The sequence below is a fragment of the Sphaerotilus sp. genome (genome assembly GCF_031429695.1).
Lineage (GTDB): Bacteria > Pseudomonadota > Gammaproteobacteria > Burkholderiales > Burkholderiaceae_C > Sphaerotilus.
The window spans coordinates 1-15,561 of the sequence record NZ_JANPAB010000070.1 but is presented as its reverse complement, the minus strand read 5'-3'; the positions used below and the strand labels follow the sequence as shown (position 1 = coordinate 15,561).

The window sequence follows — 15,561 nt, the reverse complement described above, 5'->3', positions numbered from 1 at the left end:
GCGCCATGCAAGGCCCGGGCGGCGGTGTGGTGATGGGCAGGCTGGCGCGGCACGGGATTCACGCGGCCAGTGTAGGCGCCGGGGCTCGCCAGCACGCCTGGCGGGGTCGCACTACACTGGATGCCCTCTCGTCGTGAGCCCCGCCATGTTCAGCCGCATAAGTGAAGACATCGCCTGCATCCGCGAGCGCGATCCCGCCGCGCGCTCCGCCTGGGAGGTGCTGACCAGTTACACGGGCCTGCATGCGGTGATCTGGCACCGCTGGGCGCGCCTGGCCTGGCGCCATGGCTTCAAGTGGCTGGGCCGCTTCCTGTCGCACCTGGGCCGCTTCTTCACCGGCATCGAGATCCACCCCGGCGCCAGCCTCGGCCGGCGTGTGTTCATCGACCACGGCATGGGCGTGGTGGTCGGCGAGACCGCCGAGATCGGCGACGACTGCACCATCTACCAGGGCGTGACCCTGGGCGGCACCTCCCTGGGCCGTGGCACCAAGCGCCACCCCACGCTGGGCAAGGGTGTGATCGTGGGCGCCAACGCCCAGGTGCTGGGTGGTTTCACCGTGGGCGATGGCGCCCGGGTGGGCTCCAGCGCCGTGGTGATGAAGCCGGTGCCACCCGGCGCCACCGCGGTGGGCAACCCGGCGCGCATCATCCAGGCCGAGACCGAGGCGCAGCGGGAACAGGCCGCCGCCAAGATGGGTTTCTCGGCCTATGGCGTGACCAGCGGCGATGACCCGGTGTCGCAGGCCATGAAGGGCCTGATCGACAACGCCAGCAGCCAGGAACACCAGATCGCCCTGCTGTGGCAGGCGATCGAGAAGCTGTCGCATGGCGCGCGTGAACTGCCGGGCAGCGACTGCGTGCCGCAGGATGCGCACACCAGCGAGCTCTTCGACGCCGAACGGCTGAGCCGGCTGGTCAAGTGAGCTGCGGGTTCCGGGCGGCCTGAGGGCAGCTCAGGCCCGGGGTGGCCGGATGGCCGCCTTCGGCCGGAAGGCCTTGCACACCGCCTCGTCGCATTCCAGGTAGGGCCCGCCGATCAGGTCCACGCAGTAGGGCACGGCGGCAAAGATGCCATGCGCTGGAGGCTGAGCCTCGGGCAGGCCCTGCAGCGTCTCGGCAATGCTTTTGGGCTGGCCCGGCAGGTTGATGATCAAGGCCTGTTTGCGGATCACCGCCACCTGGCGGCTCAGGATGGCGGTGGGCACGAAGCGCAGGCTGATCTGGCGCATCTGCTCGCCGAAGCCGGGCATTTCCTTGTCGGCCACCGCCAGCGTGGCCTCGGGCGTCACGTCGCGTGGCGCCGGGCCGGTGCCGCCGGTGGTCAGCACCAGGTGGCAATGGGCATCGTCCACCAGTTCACGCAGCGTTGCGCTGATGCCGGCCTGCTCGTCGGGGATCAGCCGTGTGACCCAGGTGATCGGGTTCTTCAAGGCCTTGGCCAGCCAGTCCTGCAGCGCCGGGATGCCCTTGTCCTCGTAGACGCCGGCCGACGCACGGTCGCTGATGCTGACCAGGCCGATGGTCACCGGGTCGTGCGGGTTCGTGGCCTCAGTCATCGCCGTCGCCGTCCTCGCTGTCATCCGCCCCGTCGCTGCCGTGCACCGGCTGGCCCGCCGCGTCCAGCAGCCAGGGCTTGATGAACTGGAACAGCTCGCGGTAGCCCCGGCCGTTGCGCTGCTCGGGTGCAGCGGCGGCGTCCTTGCGCGCGGCGCGCACCAGGCTGCGCAGGCGTTGCAGGTCGCTGCCGGGGAACTCGGCCGCCCATTGCGTGAGGGCTTCGTCGTTGGCCACCAGCTCGTCGCGCCGGCGCTCGGTCTCGTGCAGCGCCAACGTGTCCTTGGCCGAGCCCAGCTTGAAGGCGTCCACGGCCTCGCGCAGCGGGGCTTCATCGGCAAAGCGCATCTGCTTGCCGACGAACTGCAACTGGCGCCGCTGGCCCTCGAAGCTCTTGGTGCGGCGGTACTGGGCGATGGCGTCGCGCAGGCCTTCGGGCATGGGCACGTCCTTCAGGCGGCTGGGTGGCAGCGCCACCAGCGCCTCGCCCAGGGCCTGCAGTTCATGGGCCTGGGCCTTCAGCCGCGTCTTGCTGGGCTTCTCGAAGACGTAGGCGTCGGCGCTGTCGTCGGCGGTGTGGGGGTCAGGGCGTTGGCGCATGGGCCGTGGGGGCTTCCAGAAGTGGGCATGGCACGGGCCCGCGGACCCGGTGGCTATGATTGTCTCCCACCTCGCTCTCAGGCCAAGCCTTCCATGTCCGGATCCACCATCTCCCAGGGTTTCGCCTTCAACCGCGGCCAGTTCCAGCAGATCATCGACGACACGCTGGCCATGGCCAAGGACCTGGGTGCCAGCGACGCCGCGGCCGAGGTCAGCGAAGGCGCCGGCCTGTCGGTGTCGGTGCGTCTGGGCGAGATCGAGAACGTGGAGCGCAACCGCGACAAGAGCCTGGGTGTCACCGTCTACCTGGGCCAGCGCCGTGGCAACGCCAGCACCAGTGATTTCTCCCAGGATGCACTGCGCCAGACGGTGCGCGCGGCCTACGACATCGCCCGCTTCACCGCCGAAGACCCGGCCGCCGGCCTGCCCGATGCCGACGACCTGGCCACGCCCGACGTGGCCGGCATCGACCTGGACCTGTTCCACCCCTGGCTGGTGGATGCCGACGGCGCCGCCGCGCTGGCGCGCCGCTGCGAGGACGCGGCCTTCGCCACCAGCCCGAAGATCAGCAACAGCGAGGGTGGTGGCACCTCGGCCCAGCAGTCGCATTTCTGGGCCGGCAACAGCCGGGGCTTCCGTGGTGGTTATGCCAGCTCCCGCCACTCGATCTCGGTGGCGCCCATCGCCGGCAAGGGCGCGGCCATGCAGCGTGACGCCTGGTACAGCTCGCAGCGCAACGCCATGGACCTGGCCTCGCCCGAAGCCGTGGGCCGTTACGCCGCCGAACGTGCGCTGTCGCGGCTGAAGGGCCGCAAGGTGCCCACCTGCGAGGTGCCGGTGCTGTTCGAGAACACCCTGGCCGCCGGCCTGCTGGGCAGCATGGTGGGTGCACTCAGCGGCGGCTCGCTGTACCGCCGCGCCAGCTTTTTGCTCGACAGCGTGGGCACACCGGTGCTGGCCGACCACCTGGACGTGGACGAGGACCCGCTGATCCCGCGTGGCAAGGCCAGTGCGGCCTTCGACGACGAGGGTGTGCGCACGCGCAAGCGCCGTGTCGTCGAGGCCGGCGTGGTGCAGGGCTATTTCCTGTCCAGCTATTCAGCCCGCAAGCTGGGCCTGCGCAGCACCGGCCATGCCGGCGGCTCGCAGAACCTGGTGCTGACCAGCCGCCTCACCCGGCCGGGTGACCACCTGGACGAGATGCTGCGCAAGCTGGGCCGCGGCCTGTTCGTCACCGAGCTGATGGGCCAGGGCGTGAACGGCGTGACCGGCGACTATTCGCGTGGCGCCGCCGGCTACTGGGTGGAGGGTGGGCAGATCCAGTACCCGGTGCACGAGGTCACCATCGCCGGCAACCTGAAGCAGATGCTGCGCGAGATCGTGGCCGTGGGCGCCGATGCCTATGTGTCCGGTGGCAAGACCGTGGGCTCGGTGCTGCTGGCGCGCATGAAGGTGGCCGGCTCCTGATCACGCGACCCCGGGGGCTTTCACGGGCCGGGCCGCGGGCGGGGCGCTTCTAGAATCTCGGGTTTTGTGGCGGCTGTCCTGGCCGTCAACCCTCAGGAGATTCAGACATGGTCATGGAACGCCGTTCCTTTGTTCGTGGTGCCGGCCTGGCCGGTGTGCTTGCCGCTGGCGTGGCACCCGCGGTGCATGCCCAGGCGGCCATCCGCTGGCGCCTGGCCTCCAGCTTCCCGAAGTCGCTGGACACGCTGTTCGGCGCGGCCGAAGCCTTCGCCAAGAAGATGCACGACATGTCGGGCGGCAAGTTCCAGGTGTCGGTGCATGCCGGCGGTGAGCTGATGCCGGCCTTCGGCGTGGTCGACGGCGTGCAGGCCGGCACGGTGGAGATGGCGCACACCGCGCCTTACTACTTCATCGGCAAGAACGAGGCCTTTGCGCTGGGCACCGCCATCCCCTTCGGCCTGAATTCGCGCCAGATGACGGCCTGGCTGTACGAAGGCAACGGCCTGAAGCTGATGCGCGAGTTCTACAGCAACTACAACATGATCAGCTTTCCCGGTGGCAACACCGGTGCCCAGATGGGCGGCTGGTACCGCAAGCCGGTCACCAGCCTGGCCGACCTGAAGGGCCTGCGCTTCCGCACCGTGGGCCTGGCCGGCAAGGTGCTGGAGCGCCTGGGCGTGGTGGTGCAGGCCATGCCCGGCGGCGAGATCTACCAGGCGCTGGAAAAAGGCACCATCGACGCCGCCGAGTGGGTGGGCCCGTATGACGACCAGAAGCTGGGCTTCAACAAGGTGGCGCCGAACTACGCCTACCCGGCGTTCTGGGAAGGCTGTGCCGCCTTCGACTTCTTCGTCAACCAGAAGGCCTATGACGGCCTGTCGGGCGAGTACAAGGCCATGATCGAGGCGGCCAGCACCTACGCCCTGGTCGACGTGCAGGCCAAGTACGACGCCAAGAACCCGGTGGCGCTGCGCCAGCTGGTGGCCGGCGGCACCAAGCTGTTCCGCTACCCGAAGGACGCGATGGAGCTGGCCTTCAAGGAGGCCAACGCGCTGTACGCCGACATCTCGGCCAAGAACCCGGCGTGGAAGAAGATCTACGACGACTACGCCAAGTTCCGCGCCGACCAGAACCTGTGGTTCCGCTTTGCCGAAGCCGGCTTCGACGACTTCATGCAAGCGCAGAAGCTCTGAACTCCGCGGCCGTTTCAGGCCGCCCGAAGCTCTGGCCCGGTCTGGCGTTCGCGCTGGCCGGGTCGATTGCTTTTTCGGGCAAGGCGATCATTGTCAAGCTGGCGTACCGGCATGGGGTCGATGCGGTCACGCTGCTGATGCTGCGCATGCTGTTCGCGCTGCCGCTGTTCGTCGGGCTGGCGTGGTGGGCGAGTCGCGGCAAGCCGGCGTTGACCCGGCGCGATGTCGTGGCGGTGCTGGGCCTGGGGTTCTCTGGCTATTACCTGGCGAGTTTTCTGGACTTTGCCGGGCTGGTCCACATCAGTGCCAGCCTGGAGCGGCTGATCCTCTACCTCAATCCGACGCTGGTGCTCTTCCTCGGCGTGGTGCTGCACGGCAAGCGGGTCACGGGCCGGCAGTTGACGGCGCTGGGCGTGAGCTATTCGGGCGTGCTGGTGGTGTTCGGCCACGAGTTGACCGACCTGGGGCCGAACGTTGTGCTCGGTGCGGCGCTGGTGTTTGGCAGCGCGTTGAGCTACGCCGTCTACCTCGTGCAGAGCGGACAGGAGGTGCAGCGCCTGGGCTCTCTGCGCCTGACCGGGTTGGCGACGACAGTGGCCTGTGTGCTGTGCATCGGGCAGTTCGTGGTGCTGCGGCCCGTGGCGTCGGTGTTCGCGGTGGCGGAGCCGGTGCTGTGGCTGTCGCTGCTGAATGCGACGGCCTGCACCTTCGCGCCGGTGATCCTGGTGATGATGGGCATCGAGCGGCTCGGGGCCGGGCTGGCTGCACAGACCGGACTGGTCGGGCCGATGAGCACGATCCTGATGGGTGTGTTCTTCCTGGGCGAACCGCTGACAGTGTGGATCGCCATCGGCACGCTGCTGGTGCTGGCCGGGGTGGCGCTGCTGGCGCGCTGGCGCTGATCAGGCTTGGGCGGATCCGCGCCGTGACGACACGAGGATGCCCGCCACGATCAGCGCAAATGCCACCGCGTGGTAGCCATGCGGCGCTTCGCCGAGCAGCGTGGTGGACAGCAGCGCGGCAAACAGCGGCGTGAGGTTGGCGAAGATGCCGGCCGTCGTCGGCCCCACCGCCGCCACCGCCCGGCCCCACAGCGCATAGGCGATCAGCGACGGGCCGACCACGATGTAGAGCACGGCCGCCCCCACCGCCGGCGACCACTCCGGCTGGCGCGGCGAGACCACCGCCTCCACCCCCGCCGCGCTGCCAGCCCACACCACGCCGAACAGCGTCTGCACCAGCAATGCCTCGCTCCAGATCCAGGCTCGGCGCTGGCCGTCGGAGCCGGTGATGCCCGGTCGCTCGTCGCCGCGCATGGAGGCCGGCGGTCGCGCCAGCAGCCAGCTGTAGCTTGCCCAGCTCGCGGCGGCGGCCAGCATGTACAGATCACCCCGCACGAATTGCACGTCCGCCAGCGCCGAGGGATGCCCACGACTGAGCACCGTGGCCACGCCCACCAGCGACAGTGCCGCGCCGACCACCTGCGGCCCGCGCGGGCGTTCGCCGTAGAAGACACCGCCCACCAGCAGCATCCACAGCGGCATGCTCGCGGCGATCAGCGTCACGTTGATGGGGGTGGACGTCGTGAGCGCCAGGTACTGGAGTGCGTTGTAGGCGCCGATCCCCAGCAGGCCCATGAGCGCCAGTGGTCGCCAGCGGGCCAGGATGTCGCGCCGCCGCGCCACCGTGGCGATGGCCTGCCGGCCCAGCACGAGCAGCACCAGCAGCACGACGCCCCAGCGGATCGCATTGAGCATCAGCGGGGGCACGTGCGGCACGGTCAGGCGGCCGACTACCGCATTGCCCGCCCACATCAGCGGAGGAAGGGTGAGCATCGCGATCAGGCGGGGCGTGAGGGTCATGGATCAGCGCGGCCTTGGGGCCGGGACATTGCGGACGACTGCGGGCGCACAGTGTCGCGCAAAGGCTGCGTCTGGCGCGTGTCACGGGTCGTTGCAGCTTGGTCCGTGACTGAACCGGGTGCGGGGTGGATCGACGCTATCCTGACTGTGGCCGCCCTTGGCGGTCTCCATTTCTTCGATTGAACGGTGCCTTGCGCGCCCGGAGCCTGTGCCTTGGAGTCTTGCCACGACTTTCACCTGGAACCATTGACCGGACCGGACGAACCGATGCAGGTATGGAGCCGGATCACCTGCGGTGGTCGCGTGGTGCTGCCGCGTGTGGATGGCACCGACCTGATTGCCCAGTTTCGCTGCCGCGAGGGGCATGCGCTGCTGCTCGGGTTTGATGCGCCGTTCGAGGAGGCGCTGCATCTGGTGTATCTGGACGGGCAGGACCGCCTGCGCGACGAGGTGCGCTTCAGTTTCGCGCGACCGGAAGGCGTGGGCATCGTCACCGAACTCCGGGCCGAATCCGAGGACGTGCTGACCTTCAATTTCTACGGCCGCTGGCGTGTTCAGGTCAGTGCGCACGCCGGACTCGGTGTCAGCCGCACTCCGGCGGGGGTCTATCGCCTGCCTGGTCGGTTGATCGGACGCCACCATCTGCGGGTCGAGGCGCTGGCCGTCTGAGCGAGCATCCGGTTGCCGGGTTCGGCCTCGGGGCTTCCAGCAGCACCGACCAGACCGCGGATCTCGAATTCACCCAGTCGGGTGCCGATGCTCAGATTGCCGGCCTCTTCGGACCCGCCGATCCCGTAAGCTCCACATTCCCTTCCGGACCGACAGGAGAACCTCCATGCCCCGCGCCATCCAGATCTCCGCCTTCGGCGGCCCCGACGTGATGCAGTTCGTCGATCTGCCCGTCGGCGAACCCGGCCCGGGCGAGGTGCGCATCCGCCACCACGCCATCGGCCTGAACTTCATCGACGTCTATCAGCGCACCGGTCTGTACCCCAACGCGCTGCCGCTGGTGCTGGGCATGGAGGCGGCCGGTGTGGTCGAGTCGGTGGGCGAGGGCGTCATGCACCTGCAGGCCGGTGACCGCGTCGCCTACGCCAGCCAGCCACCGGGCAGCTACTGCGAGGTGCGCGTGATGCCTGCCAAGTGCGTGGTGCAACTGCCGGATGGCATCGATGTCGAGACCGGCGCTGCGATGATGCTCAAGGGCATGACCGCGGCATACCTGCTGGGCCGCACACAGCCGCAGGGCGGATTGCAGCCCGGCGACTTCGTGCTGTTCCACGCGGCGGCGGGCGGTGTCGGCCTCATTGCCTGCCAATGGGCGCGCGCGTTGGGGCTGAACCTGATCGCCACGGCTGGCAGCCCCGACAAGTGCCTGCTCGCGCTGCAGCACGGTGCGGTCCACGCCATCAACTACCGCAGCGAGAACTTCGCCACCCGCGTGCGCGAACTCACCGGCGGGCGCGGCGTCAAGGCCGTGTACGACTCGATCGGCAAGGACACCTTCGAGGGCTCGCTCGACTGCCTGGCGCCGTTCGGCCTGCTGGCGACCTACGGCAATGCGTCCGGTCCGGTGCCGCCGGTCAGCCTCGGCGTGCTCGGCGCCAAAGGCTCGCTCTACGTCACGCGCCCGACGTTGTTCACCCACATCGCCACCCGCGAGAGCACGCAGTCGCTGGCCGACGAGCTGTTTGCGATGGTCGGCTCCGGCGCAGTGAAGATCCCGATCGCGCAACGTTACCCGCTCGAACAGGTCGCGCAGGCACACCGGGATCTGGAGGCGCGTGCCACCACCGGCTGCACGGTCCTGACGCTGTAGGTCTTGGTTTTGATGCAGCTCAGGCTGGCGACATAAGGGTTTTCCATAAATGCAGATCACGGACGAGCCCGAGAAGCTGACGAGCGCAATCGGGAGTCGAACCGCTTCGTCCGATGCGATGTCAGGCGCTGCAGCGGTTGTTCGACGAACCGGTAGACGGCCGCCGACACACCGATCGCCGTCAGTACACCGAACATGAACAGCCAAGGCCCGGGTACCAGACGGGCGGCCCCGATCTTGTTGAACACGGCGGTGAGTGCTGCCAGCGTCAGGATATGGGTCAGGTACAGCCCGTACGACCAGTCTCCCAGTGCGAGTGCAGCCCGGCGCTGAAAATTGAACCAGCCAGCCCCTGCACCCTTCTCGATCGAGAGCAGGCCGTACAGCATACCCACCGCTGGCAGTATCCGTGGCAGCAGGTCGTGGCCGATGCCGAGTACGTCCCCAGCAATGGCGCCGAAGAACCCTGCCAGGGTGAGCACGATGGCGGCAGGTCGCGGCAGCGCAATGCCGTGCTGGTGCAGCAGGCCGATGCCGACGCCACACGTGAACTCGCACAGGTACGTGCTGGTCAGCATTGATGGCAGTGCTGCCTGCGGCGCCAGCCACTGGCCCAGCAGAACACTGATGGTGGTCCAGCCAATCAGCATCGGCGCGAGCCACCGCCGAGGCAACAGCAGCAGCCATCCAAAAACCAGGTAGAAGTACATTTCAAAATTCAGCGACCAGCCGACCCGCAGCGGCGGACTCATGACACCGCGGTCGTCTGCCATCGGAATGAACAGATAGGAGGCCAGCACATGGTCGGGCGAGGGGCGGTAACCGGTCGTCGCTGGTGCCAGCAGGGACATCACGACCACCAGCGTTGTGAGCAGCCAGTAGATCGGCACCACCCGCACGATGCGCCGTCGCCAGAACGCCAGCGCCGCATTGATCCCTGGGGTCTGGCCGGCAGTCGTGATCGCCATGATGAAGCCACTGATCACGAAGAACAGGTCCACACCCCACAGACCGATATCAAGGCCGTTTGGAGCCAGCCAGCCGGCCTTTTCTGCACCAGTGACGGCATGGCGCAACACCACGGCGCATGCGGCAATGCCACGCAGCCACTGTACGGAGAGGACCACGTCTCGACTCATGCTGTTACCTTCATGCTACCCAGATTCGTGATAAATGAAATCGGGCAGGATAGTAGCCAGGGCTGTTCCGTGTAAGCCAGATGGGTGATGAAAATCGGAAATACGTGCGTAAAGCGGCCAGTTCACGCGGAAGAGTCGGCCTCCGTGCTTTCATCATCGATGACCGTCGCGCGGTAGGCGTGCCAGCTCGCGTGCCCCACCACCGGGCCGACCAGCAGCAGCCCGAGGAACCACGGCAGCATCGCCGCCACCGTCAGCACCGTGATCAGCAGGCCCCACCAGACCATCACGGCCGGCTGGTTCAGCACCAGGCGCAGGCTGGTCAAGCCGGCGGTGATGGCGTCCACCTGGCGGTCCAGCATCATCGGGATGCTGACCACGCTGACCGAGAAGATCAGCCCGGCAAAGAGGGCACCCACGCCGAGGTAGGTGACGATGAAGCCGAGGTTTTCCGGGTCCAGCAGGGCCAGCAGCGAGCCATTCAGGTCGGGCATGCCGTCGAAGCTCACGGCGAAGATCACCATCGCGGCACGACCCCAGAGCATCTCCAGCACCAGCAGCACGAAGCCGAAAATGGCCATCTGCCCGATGTGGGCGTCCCATGCGGTGAGCGAGTCGCCGAAATCGGGCAGGAGACCACGCTCCAGCCGCATCGACATCTGGTACAGACCCATGCAGAGAAACGGCCCCATCAGCAGGAAGCCGGCCGACATCGCCAGCGTGTAGGCGGGTGCATTTTCGTAGACCTTCATCAGCGTCCAGCCCATTGCCATGAAGCACAGGCCGTAGAACAGGCTGATGGCAGGGTGAGCGAGGTAGTCGTGCAGGCCACGCACCAGCCAGCGCAGCGGGTCGCCGAAGCCGATGTGGCGCAGGCGGATAGGCGTGCTTTCGGTGTCGTCCGGGGCAGGAAGGGACATGGTCAAGGCCCGTGTGTCAACTGCGGCGCACCCGCAGCAGCTCATCCAGAATCAGCCCGACCGCACCAGCCGTGATGGCGCAGTCGGCCAGATTGAACGATGGGAAGTAACCGCCAGGAAACAGGGGTGCCAGCATGTTCCCGTGGAACTGCAGGAAATCGACCACGTAGCCATGCCAGGCCCGGTCAACCACATTGCCGATGGCGCCCCCGAGCAGCATCGCCACACTGAAGCTGAACAGGCGCTGCTCGGAGTGGTTCTTCAGCATCCAGATGAACATCGTCGAGGCGGCTGCACCGAGTCCGATGAAGAACCAGCGCTGCCAGCCCGCCGCCTGCGCAAGGAAGGAAAATGCAGCGCCGGTGTTGTGGACGCGCACGAGGTTGAAGTAGCTGGTGAAGGTCTGGCCATCACCGAGCTGGAAGCGCTGCAGGATCAGCCACTTGGTGGCCTGGTCGGCCGCGATGACCAGCAGCGCGAGCAGCAGCCACGGGGTCAGCGATGCCGAAGACGACCGGGACAGGGAAGAGCGGGACTTAGAGCGCATCGGCGGGCCACCTGAGAAGGCTGAAGGATCTGGGAGGGGTCAGGCCGGCACTTTAAACGTGAAAGCGGGTGGCGTTTTGCCTCTGGGGCCTCGACAGGCCGTGCCAAGGGCCGATTTTGTACCATGAGTTGATTTGCCCCTAATAGCAAAATATGAAAATTCTTGCAAAATATTTTCGTGAAATTTTGCTCGGATTCGTACTTGGTGTCAAATTGTAGGTTGGCGCTGCCTTGCCCAAGGGAACAAGGGGTCGGCAAAGTACAGACGAGAGTCCGGGTGAGTCGCGACCGGGCGAGAACGATGGGGGTAGGTCCGGTCTGCGCGGGGGTAGTGGCAGACACCGGATCAACCAGAAGATCAACCAACCGCAGAAGATTGCACTCGATGTCGGCTCTGGCGAAAAAACTGTTTTATTCCAAGCGCTTCAACAAGCTCGCGGTGCGGCTGTATTCCGCCGTGAATCCGCCGCCGTACCGGCGTGCGAACATGGAATTCGATTATGACGTCTGGAATGGTATCTGCACTTTCCATTCCCATGACGGTCGCCAGATCGGGGAAAACAATACCAACCCCGAGATCTACAGGGAAGTGATCGAGACCGAGCACAAGATCTGCAAGTTCGAAGGCTCGCGCAACGGTCTGCCGATCAACGTGACGGCGCTGCGGCAGGTGATGGCGGTCTGGACGGACGCGCTGCAGTTCACCACGATGCTGCGCAACGACTACCTCCGCCGACGCGGCCTCACCGGCCCGCGCCTGACCCTGCGCCAGGGCTACGTGTTCTCCAAGCTGGGGGCCGCCTATCCGGCCTATCTGGCGCGCAAACGCAGCCACCCGATCACGTCGCTGCCGGCGCTCGAAACGGCGTTTTTCACACTCGGTGTCGGGCCGTTCATGATCGTGCGCACCTTCATGGAGAAGGGCGATCTGGCCGTGCTGCACGACGGGCCGCTCACGGCGGCCGAGCTGTACGAGATGGCCGACAGCTCCGGCACGCTCATCTCTGCCGATGGAAAGGGCTGCGCCGGCAGCAAGAAGCTCATCCTCGATTTTCTCGACGTGACCATGAATGGGACGTTTGCCAAGCCGCTGGATTCCGTGGATGCCCTGCGCGCAGTCCACAGCATCGCCGACTGGGACGAGTTCTACGCCTATGTGTACGCCACCTCGCGGCTGGAATTGATGGTTCGCCTGACACAGTATCTGTGCGCGCAGTCGCTGTGGGCGCTGCAGTTGCGCGATGGCTTGCTGAGCGGAGCCGAGCAGACACTGGTCTTGGCCTGTCTGGACAAGTGCTACCACGACCCCGGCGACCGCTACGACGACCGCACGGTCATGGGTAATTTCATCCAGGTCGTGCTGGCGCTGCTGGATGAATTGGATTTTCCTCAAGTCCGGGCGGCGCTGGTGAATGCCAATCTGGTGAATTCCGGCAATGGAGGTTATCTGATCGACCAGGTGGGTGGGGATGTACGGGTATCGGCCGCGCGTCGGATACGGTTGGCCACGGAGCTGATCTTCCCGTTCTGCAAGCAGGAACTCGACACCACGCACCGCGCGTTGCACCGCTTCGAATCGCAGACGATCACGCTCGACGACCTCCAGAACCGCGCCTGCGGTCCGTCGCTGAAGCCGCTGCTGGCGTTGCTGGAGACCCGTCCGACGCAGCATGGCGCACCGGTGGGTGTGCTGGCATGAGTGCGCCGTCCACCCCGCTCGACGTCCCCTTCGGCCCGAGCGGCACGGTCGTGCTGCGCAAGATGGTGCTCGACGAGGACGCGCCACTGCTGCACGACTGGTTCAGCCGCGACTACGCCCGCTTCTGGGGGCTGCAGGGCAAGACGGTGGAGGAGATCCGCGAGAAATTCGCTGGCATCGAGGCCAGTGGCACCTGCGACGTGGTCTTCGGCATCCTGGCGGCCACGGGCGAGCGGCTGTTCATGTTCCAGTCGTATGACGTGAATGCCGATGTGCTGAGCCAGCACTATCCTGTACGCACGGGTGACCGTGGTTTTCACCTGATGCTTGGCCCGGTCGAGAAACCCCTGCCCGCCGCCGCCTATTACACCTTTCAGGCGATTGCGGCATGGATATTCCGCGATCCGGCTGTCCAGCGGATGGTCGGCGAGCCGGATATTCGCAACCGCAAGGTGTTGCTGCGGCTGGTGCAGGCCGGGTTCGAGTTTGGCCGGGTGATCCACCTGCCGTACAAGACGGCCGTGATGACCTACCTGTCGCGGGCTACGATCGACAAGACCCGTGGCTTGCCGCCACCGCCCGCGCCAGACCAGTCGCCGATGGACGGCTGGCGACTGAAATACCACTCGCTGGTGAGCCGCATCGGCCGCCGGATCGGCTTGATCGAGCGGCACTGGTGAGCAGCGACGCGGCTGCGCCAAGGATCCGTTGGCGGAACGTGGCCAGTATCGGGCGGGAACTTGCCTCTGGCCAAACCGATCTAACCGCCGTTCAAGGTGGACGCCGAAAGGAGTTTTCTCATGGAAACCGAATCACCCCGCTCCAGCCCCGAGCATCCGGTGAGCATCAACATGCTGAGCAGCACCGACATCGCTTACTGGTGCCGTGTCTTTGATGTGGACATGACCGAATTGCGTCGGGCGGTCCAGCAGGTCGGACCGCAGGCGCAGTCGGTGCGTGGCTACCTTGCCCGCCAACCGGGCGCGAGGGGCTGAACCTCCGGATGGTCAGGCGCCGCCGGACTTGAAACGAGAACGGCAAGACCAAGCCGCCGCTGGCGCTGGTGAAATTGCTCAAGGTGCTGGATCGGCACCCGGATCTGCTGAGTGAGGTCCGGGCTGGTTGAACGGGGTAGCTGCTTGGGCTTCGAGTGCCTGCACCTGCCGATACAGCCTCGGCAGATCGCCCTGAATCGTCTTCCAGACGATTTCCAGATCCACCTTGTCGTTAGCCGTGCGAGACGCAGTTGCGCATCGTGTACATGACCTGCCACGGGATGTCATCGTGCAATGCCGCAAAGGCCGGATCGGCGCGCTGGACGTTGTTCGCCGCCTCGCCAACGATCTCGATGTTGCGGATGACCGCGTCTTGCACCAGTTCGCTGTTCAGAAACGCCGCTTCGTCCATGCCTGCTGTGTAGCGGTCGATGCGCTCGATCGCCTTCAGGATGTGTCCGAGGTAGTCCGGGACGCGCAGGGTCTTGGTCGCACCGGAACCGCTTCCGCCAGCACCACGCTGCGAAAGTGGTCGGGCAATGCCCTGGGGGTCAGCACATCGACCGGCACGTTCAACAGGCGTTGCAAGGCCACCTGGATGGCCGCCACATCCATCAAGGTCGTTTCCGGCGTCGGATCGACGAGGATGTCCAGGTCGCTGCCGTCCGTGTCTTCTCCCCGCAGCACGGAGCCGAACACCCGGGCGTTGCAGGCGCAGTGAGACTCGACCACCTGCCGGATGGCGGCGCGGTTCGATGCCAAGGCTTCGGAGGGTTTCATGCGGTGTGGGCTGTGGTGGAGTGATTGTGCCGCTGGGCGGGGCTGCTGGGCATCGCCTTGTTGGGAGCATGACCAATACTTTGATAACCTACTTGATTGATTTGCTTGATAGGTTAAAAATACAGACATGGAAAAAGGCACACCGCATTGCAAGCTGTCCGTGGTGAAGGCGTTGATCGAGGCGGGTCATGTCCGGGCCACGGCCAGTGCGTTCAGTGGTGCGCGGGCGCTGGGCCTCAATGATCTGTCCGGGATGTGCGCTGTCGTCTTGTCGCTGACTTCTGCCAGTTTCTACAAGAGCATGACGACCCACGCGGATCACCGGATCTGGCAGGACGTGTACCGCACCCGGATTGCTGGCGCAGGCGAGGTGTACCTGAAGCTGACCGTCATCGACGACGTTCTGATCGTTTCTTTCAAGGAGTTGTGACCATGAAATGCCCATGCTGTGGAGCGGCGGAACTGATCCATGACACCCGCGACCTGCCGTTTGTCTACAAGGGCGAAAGCACCGTCATTCCGGAGGTGACAGGCGATTTCTGCCCGGCGTGCGGGGAGGTGGTGCTGAACCGGGAGCACGGGGACCGCTACAGCGAAGCGGTCGGGCAGTTTCAGCGACAGGTGAACGCGGCGTATGTCGATCCTGGCTACATCGCCAGGGTGCGCAGGAAGCTGGACCTCGATCAGCGGCAGGCGGCCGAGATTTTCGGCGGGGGCGTGAATGCGTTTTCGCGCTACGAGAATGGCAAGACCAAGCCGCCGCTGGCGCTGGTGAAACTGCTCAAGGTGCTGGATCGGCACCCGGAGTTGCTGAGTGAAGTCCGGGCGGGCTGAGTGGCTAGTAGGGCTTTGTTGCATAACCCAGCCGAGGCTGAGTTTCCCCTGACCCCAGACGGAGTTACGCCACAGCCCGCGTCACCGGGGTGCCCAAGTGGGTGAAGCGGTTGAGCACTGCGGCCCGCACCTGCAACTCCACCACCTGCCG

Annotated in this window: 19 protein-coding genes and 1 pseudogene; 12 read left to right on the top strand and 8 right to left on the bottom strand. The window is 66.0% G+C overall.

Annotated elements, in window-relative coordinates:
* Nucleotides 1-145 precede the first annotated feature (145 nt).
* Nucleotides 146-925: a serine O-acetyltransferase gene (cysE, locus tag RMP06_RS13885; protein WP_310462373.1), complete on the top strand. Its 780-nt coding sequence runs from the start codon at nt 146-148 to the stop codon at nt 923-925.
* Nucleotides 926-955: 30 nt separating this feature from the next.
* Here the strand turns inward: cysE and mog are convergent, their stop codons facing one another.
* The gene (gene mog, locus RMP06_RS13880; protein ID WP_310462372.1) at nt 956-1,558 is read right to left on the bottom strand and encodes a molybdopterin adenylyltransferase; all 603 of its coding nucleotides are present in this window, start codon (nt 1,556-1,558) and stop codon (nt 956-958) included.
* A complete protein-coding gene (gene yjgA / locus RMP06_RS13875; RefSeq protein ID WP_310462371.1) occupies nt 1,551-2,156 on the bottom strand; it encodes a ribosome biogenesis factor YjgA in 606 nt (201 codons plus the stop codon). The genes mog and yjgA overlap by 8 nt, the downstream gene beginning before the upstream one ends.
* Nucleotides 2,157-2,249: 93 nt before the next feature.
* Between yjgA and pmbA the strand changes: the two genes are divergently transcribed.
* The 3 genes from pmbA to RMP06_RS13860 all read left to right on the top strand — a co-directional run bounded on the left by pmbA (nt 2,250) and on the right by RMP06_RS13860 (nt 5,718).
* Complete coding sequence (pmbA, locus tag RMP06_RS13870; protein WP_310462370.1) at nt 2,250-3,623, top strand: metalloprotease PmbA; 1,374 nt, start codon at nt 2,250-2,252, stop codon at nt 3,621-3,623.
* A 113-nt stretch (nt 3,624-3,736) separates the two neighbouring features.
* Entirely contained in the window at nt 3,737-4,816 is a 1,080-nt protein-coding gene (locus tag RMP06_RS13865; RefSeq protein WP_310462375.1) for a TRAP transporter substrate-binding protein, read from the top strand.
* A complete protein-coding gene (locus RMP06_RS13860) occupies nt 4,813-5,718 on the top strand; it encodes a DMT family transporter (protein ID WP_310462374.1) in 906 nt (301 codons plus the stop codon). The genes RMP06_RS13865 and RMP06_RS13860 overlap by 4 nt, the downstream gene beginning before the upstream one ends.
* On the opposite strand, the gene RMP06_RS13855 is transcribed toward RMP06_RS13860, so the two are convergent.
* Nucleotides 5,719-6,678, bottom strand: a complete 960-nt coding sequence (locus tag RMP06_RS13855) for a DMT family transporter (RefSeq protein WP_310462369.1) — start codon at nt 6,676-6,678, stop codon at nt 5,719-5,721.
* 267 nt (nt 6,679-6,945) lie between these two features.
* Between RMP06_RS13855 and RMP06_RS13850 the strand changes: the two genes are divergently transcribed.
* Nucleotides 6,946-7,347, top strand: coding sequence for a hypothetical protein (locus RMP06_RS13850; RefSeq protein WP_310462368.1), 402 nt, complete (start codon nt 6,946-6,948; stop codon nt 7,345-7,347).
* A 166-nt stretch (nt 7,348-7,513) separates the two neighbouring features.
* A complete protein-coding gene (locus RMP06_RS13845) occupies nt 7,514-8,497 on the top strand; it encodes a quinone oxidoreductase family protein (protein ID WP_310462367.1) in 984 nt (327 codons plus the stop codon).
* Nucleotides 8,498-8,553: 56 nt separating this feature from the next.
* Here RMP06_RS13845 and RMP06_RS13840 read toward each other — a convergent pair whose 3' ends face one another.
* The 3 genes from RMP06_RS13840 to lspA all read right to left on the bottom strand — a co-directional run bounded on the left by RMP06_RS13840 (nt 8,554) and on the right by lspA (nt 11,103).
* Nucleotides 8,554-9,624 carry an acyltransferase family protein gene (locus RMP06_RS13840; protein WP_310462366.1) on the bottom strand — a complete coding sequence of 357 codons (1,071 nt, stop codon included), beginning with the start codon at nt 9,622-9,624 and terminating at the stop codon, nt 8,554-8,556.
* 134 nt (nt 9,625-9,758) lie between these two features.
* The gene (locus tag RMP06_RS13835; RefSeq protein ID WP_310462365.1) at nt 9,759-10,556 is read right to left on the bottom strand and encodes a DUF2189 domain-containing protein; all 798 of its coding nucleotides are present in this window, start codon (nt 10,554-10,556) and stop codon (nt 9,759-9,761) included.
* A gap of 16 nt (nt 10,557-10,572) precedes the next feature.
* Nucleotides 10,573-11,103, bottom strand: a complete 531-nt coding sequence (gene lspA / locus RMP06_RS13830) for a signal peptidase II (RefSeq protein WP_310462364.1) — start codon at nt 11,101-11,103, stop codon at nt 10,573-10,575.
* Between the two features lie 219 nt (nt 11,104-11,322).
* Here lspA and RMP06_RS13825 point away from each other — a divergent pair, with 219 nt between their 5' ends.
* From RMP06_RS13825 to RMP06_RS13810, 4 genes and pseudogenes are all read left to right on the top strand, one after another.
* Nucleotides 11,323-12,801 (top strand): hypothetical protein, encoded by a 1,479-nt coding sequence (locus tag RMP06_RS13825; RefSeq protein ID WP_310462363.1) that lies wholly within the window; start codon nt 11,323-11,325, stop codon nt 12,799-12,801.
* Nucleotides 12,798-13,481 (top strand): GNAT family N-acetyltransferase, encoded by a 684-nt coding sequence (locus RMP06_RS13820; RefSeq protein WP_310462362.1) that lies wholly within the window; start codon nt 12,798-12,800, stop codon nt 13,479-13,481. The genes RMP06_RS13825 and RMP06_RS13820 overlap by 4 nt, the downstream gene beginning before the upstream one ends.
* A gap of 120 nt (nt 13,482-13,601) precedes the next feature.
* Nucleotides 13,602-13,796 carry a DUF3606 domain-containing protein gene (locus RMP06_RS13815; RefSeq protein WP_310462361.1) on the top strand — a complete coding sequence of 65 codons (195 nt, stop codon included), beginning with the start codon at nt 13,602-13,604 and terminating at the stop codon, nt 13,794-13,796.
* A gap of 35 nt (nt 13,797-13,831) precedes the next feature.
* Nucleotides 13,832-13,927: pseudogene (locus RMP06_RS13810) on the top strand (type II toxin-antitoxin system MqsA family antitoxin); the annotation flags it as partial.
* Nucleotides 13,928-14,028: 101 nt separating this feature from the next.
* Here RMP06_RS13810 and RMP06_RS13805 read toward each other — a convergent pair.
* Together RMP06_RS13805 and RMP06_RS13800 are read right to left on the bottom strand one after the other, a co-directional pair.
* Nucleotides 14,029-14,208: a HepT-like ribonuclease domain-containing protein gene (locus tag RMP06_RS13805; protein ID WP_310462360.1), complete on the bottom strand. Its 180-nt coding sequence runs from the start codon at nt 14,206-14,208 to the stop codon at nt 14,029-14,031.
* A gap of 35 nt (nt 14,209-14,243) precedes the next feature.
* On the bottom strand, nt 14,244-14,576 hold the full coding sequence (locus RMP06_RS13800; RefSeq protein WP_310462359.1) for a nucleotidyltransferase family protein: 333 nt from the start codon (nt 14,574-14,576) through the stop codon (nt 14,244-14,246).
* Between the two features lie 127 nt (nt 14,577-14,703).
* Between RMP06_RS13800 and RMP06_RS13795 the strand changes: the two genes are divergently transcribed.
* Together RMP06_RS13795 and RMP06_RS13790 are read left to right on the top strand one after the other, a co-directional pair.
* Nucleotides 14,704-15,006, top strand: coding sequence for a type II toxin-antitoxin system MqsR family toxin (locus RMP06_RS13795; RefSeq protein ID WP_310462358.1), 303 nt, complete (start codon nt 14,704-14,706; stop codon nt 15,004-15,006).
* 2 nt (nt 15,007-15,008) lie between these two features.
* Nucleotides 15,009-15,410, top strand: coding sequence for a type II toxin-antitoxin system MqsA family antitoxin (locus RMP06_RS13790; protein WP_310462357.1), 402 nt, complete (start codon nt 15,009-15,011; stop codon nt 15,408-15,410).
* Nucleotides 15,411-15,561 lie beyond the last annotated feature (151 nt).

What these genes read in the sequence shown, in the direction of transcription:
- RMP06_RS13800 (WP_310462359.1), bottom strand. Translation starts at nt 14,576, where the DNA reads ATGAAACCCTCCGAAGCCTTGGCATCGAACCGCGCCGCCATCCGGCAG.
- RMP06_RS13835 (WP_310462365.1), bottom strand. Translation starts at nt 10,556, where the DNA reads ATGTCCCTTCCTGCCCCGGACGACACCGAAAGCACGCCTATCCGCCTG.
- RMP06_RS13795 (WP_310462358.1), top strand. Translation starts at nt 14,704, where the DNA reads ATGGAAAAAGGCACACCGCATTGCAAGCTGTCCGTGGTGAAGGCGTTG.
- RMP06_RS13850 (WP_310462368.1), top strand. Translation starts at nt 6,946, where the DNA reads ATGCAGGTATGGAGCCGGATCACCTGCGGTGGTCGCGTGGTGCTGCCG.
- RMP06_RS13815 (WP_310462361.1), top strand. Translation starts at nt 13,602, where the DNA reads ATGGAAACCGAATCACCCCGCTCCAGCCCCGAGCATCCGGTGAGCATC.
- yjgA (WP_310462371.1), bottom strand. Translation starts at nt 2,156, where the DNA reads ATGCGCCAACGCCCTGACCCCCACACCGCCGACGACAGCGCCGACGCC.
- RMP06_RS13820 (WP_310462362.1), top strand. Translation starts at nt 12,798, where the DNA reads ATGAGTGCGCCGTCCACCCCGCTCGACGTCCCCTTCGGCCCGAGCGGC.
- cysE (WP_310462373.1), top strand. Translation starts at nt 146, where the DNA reads ATGTTCAGCCGCATAAGTGAAGACATCGCCTGCATCCGCGAGCGCGAT.
- pmbA (WP_310462370.1), top strand. Translation starts at nt 2,250, where the DNA reads ATGTCCGGATCCACCATCTCCCAGGGTTTCGCCTTCAACCGCGGCCAG.
- mog (WP_310462372.1), bottom strand. Translation starts at nt 1,558, where the DNA reads ATGACTGAGGCCACGAACCCGCACGACCCGGTGACCATCGGCCTGGTC.
- RMP06_RS13805 (WP_310462360.1), bottom strand. Translation starts at nt 14,208, where the DNA reads ATGGACGAAGCGGCGTTTCTGAACAGCGAACTGGTGCAAGACGCGGTC.
- lspA (WP_310462364.1), bottom strand. Translation starts at nt 11,103, where the DNA reads ATGCGCTCTAAGTCCCGCTCTTCCCTGTCCCGGTCGTCTTCGGCATCG.
- RMP06_RS13865 (WP_310462375.1), top strand. Translation starts at nt 3,737, where the DNA reads ATGGAACGCCGTTCCTTTGTTCGTGGTGCCGGCCTGGCCGGTGTGCTT.
- RMP06_RS13790 (WP_310462357.1), top strand. Translation starts at nt 15,009, where the DNA reads ATGAAATGCCCATGCTGTGGAGCGGCGGAACTGATCCATGACACCCGC.
- RMP06_RS13855 (WP_310462369.1), bottom strand. Translation starts at nt 6,678, where the DNA reads ATGACCCTCACGCCCCGCCTGATCGCGATGCTCACCCTTCCTCCGCTG.
- RMP06_RS13845 (WP_310462367.1), top strand. Translation starts at nt 7,514, where the DNA reads ATGCCCCGCGCCATCCAGATCTCCGCCTTCGGCGGCCCCGACGTGATG.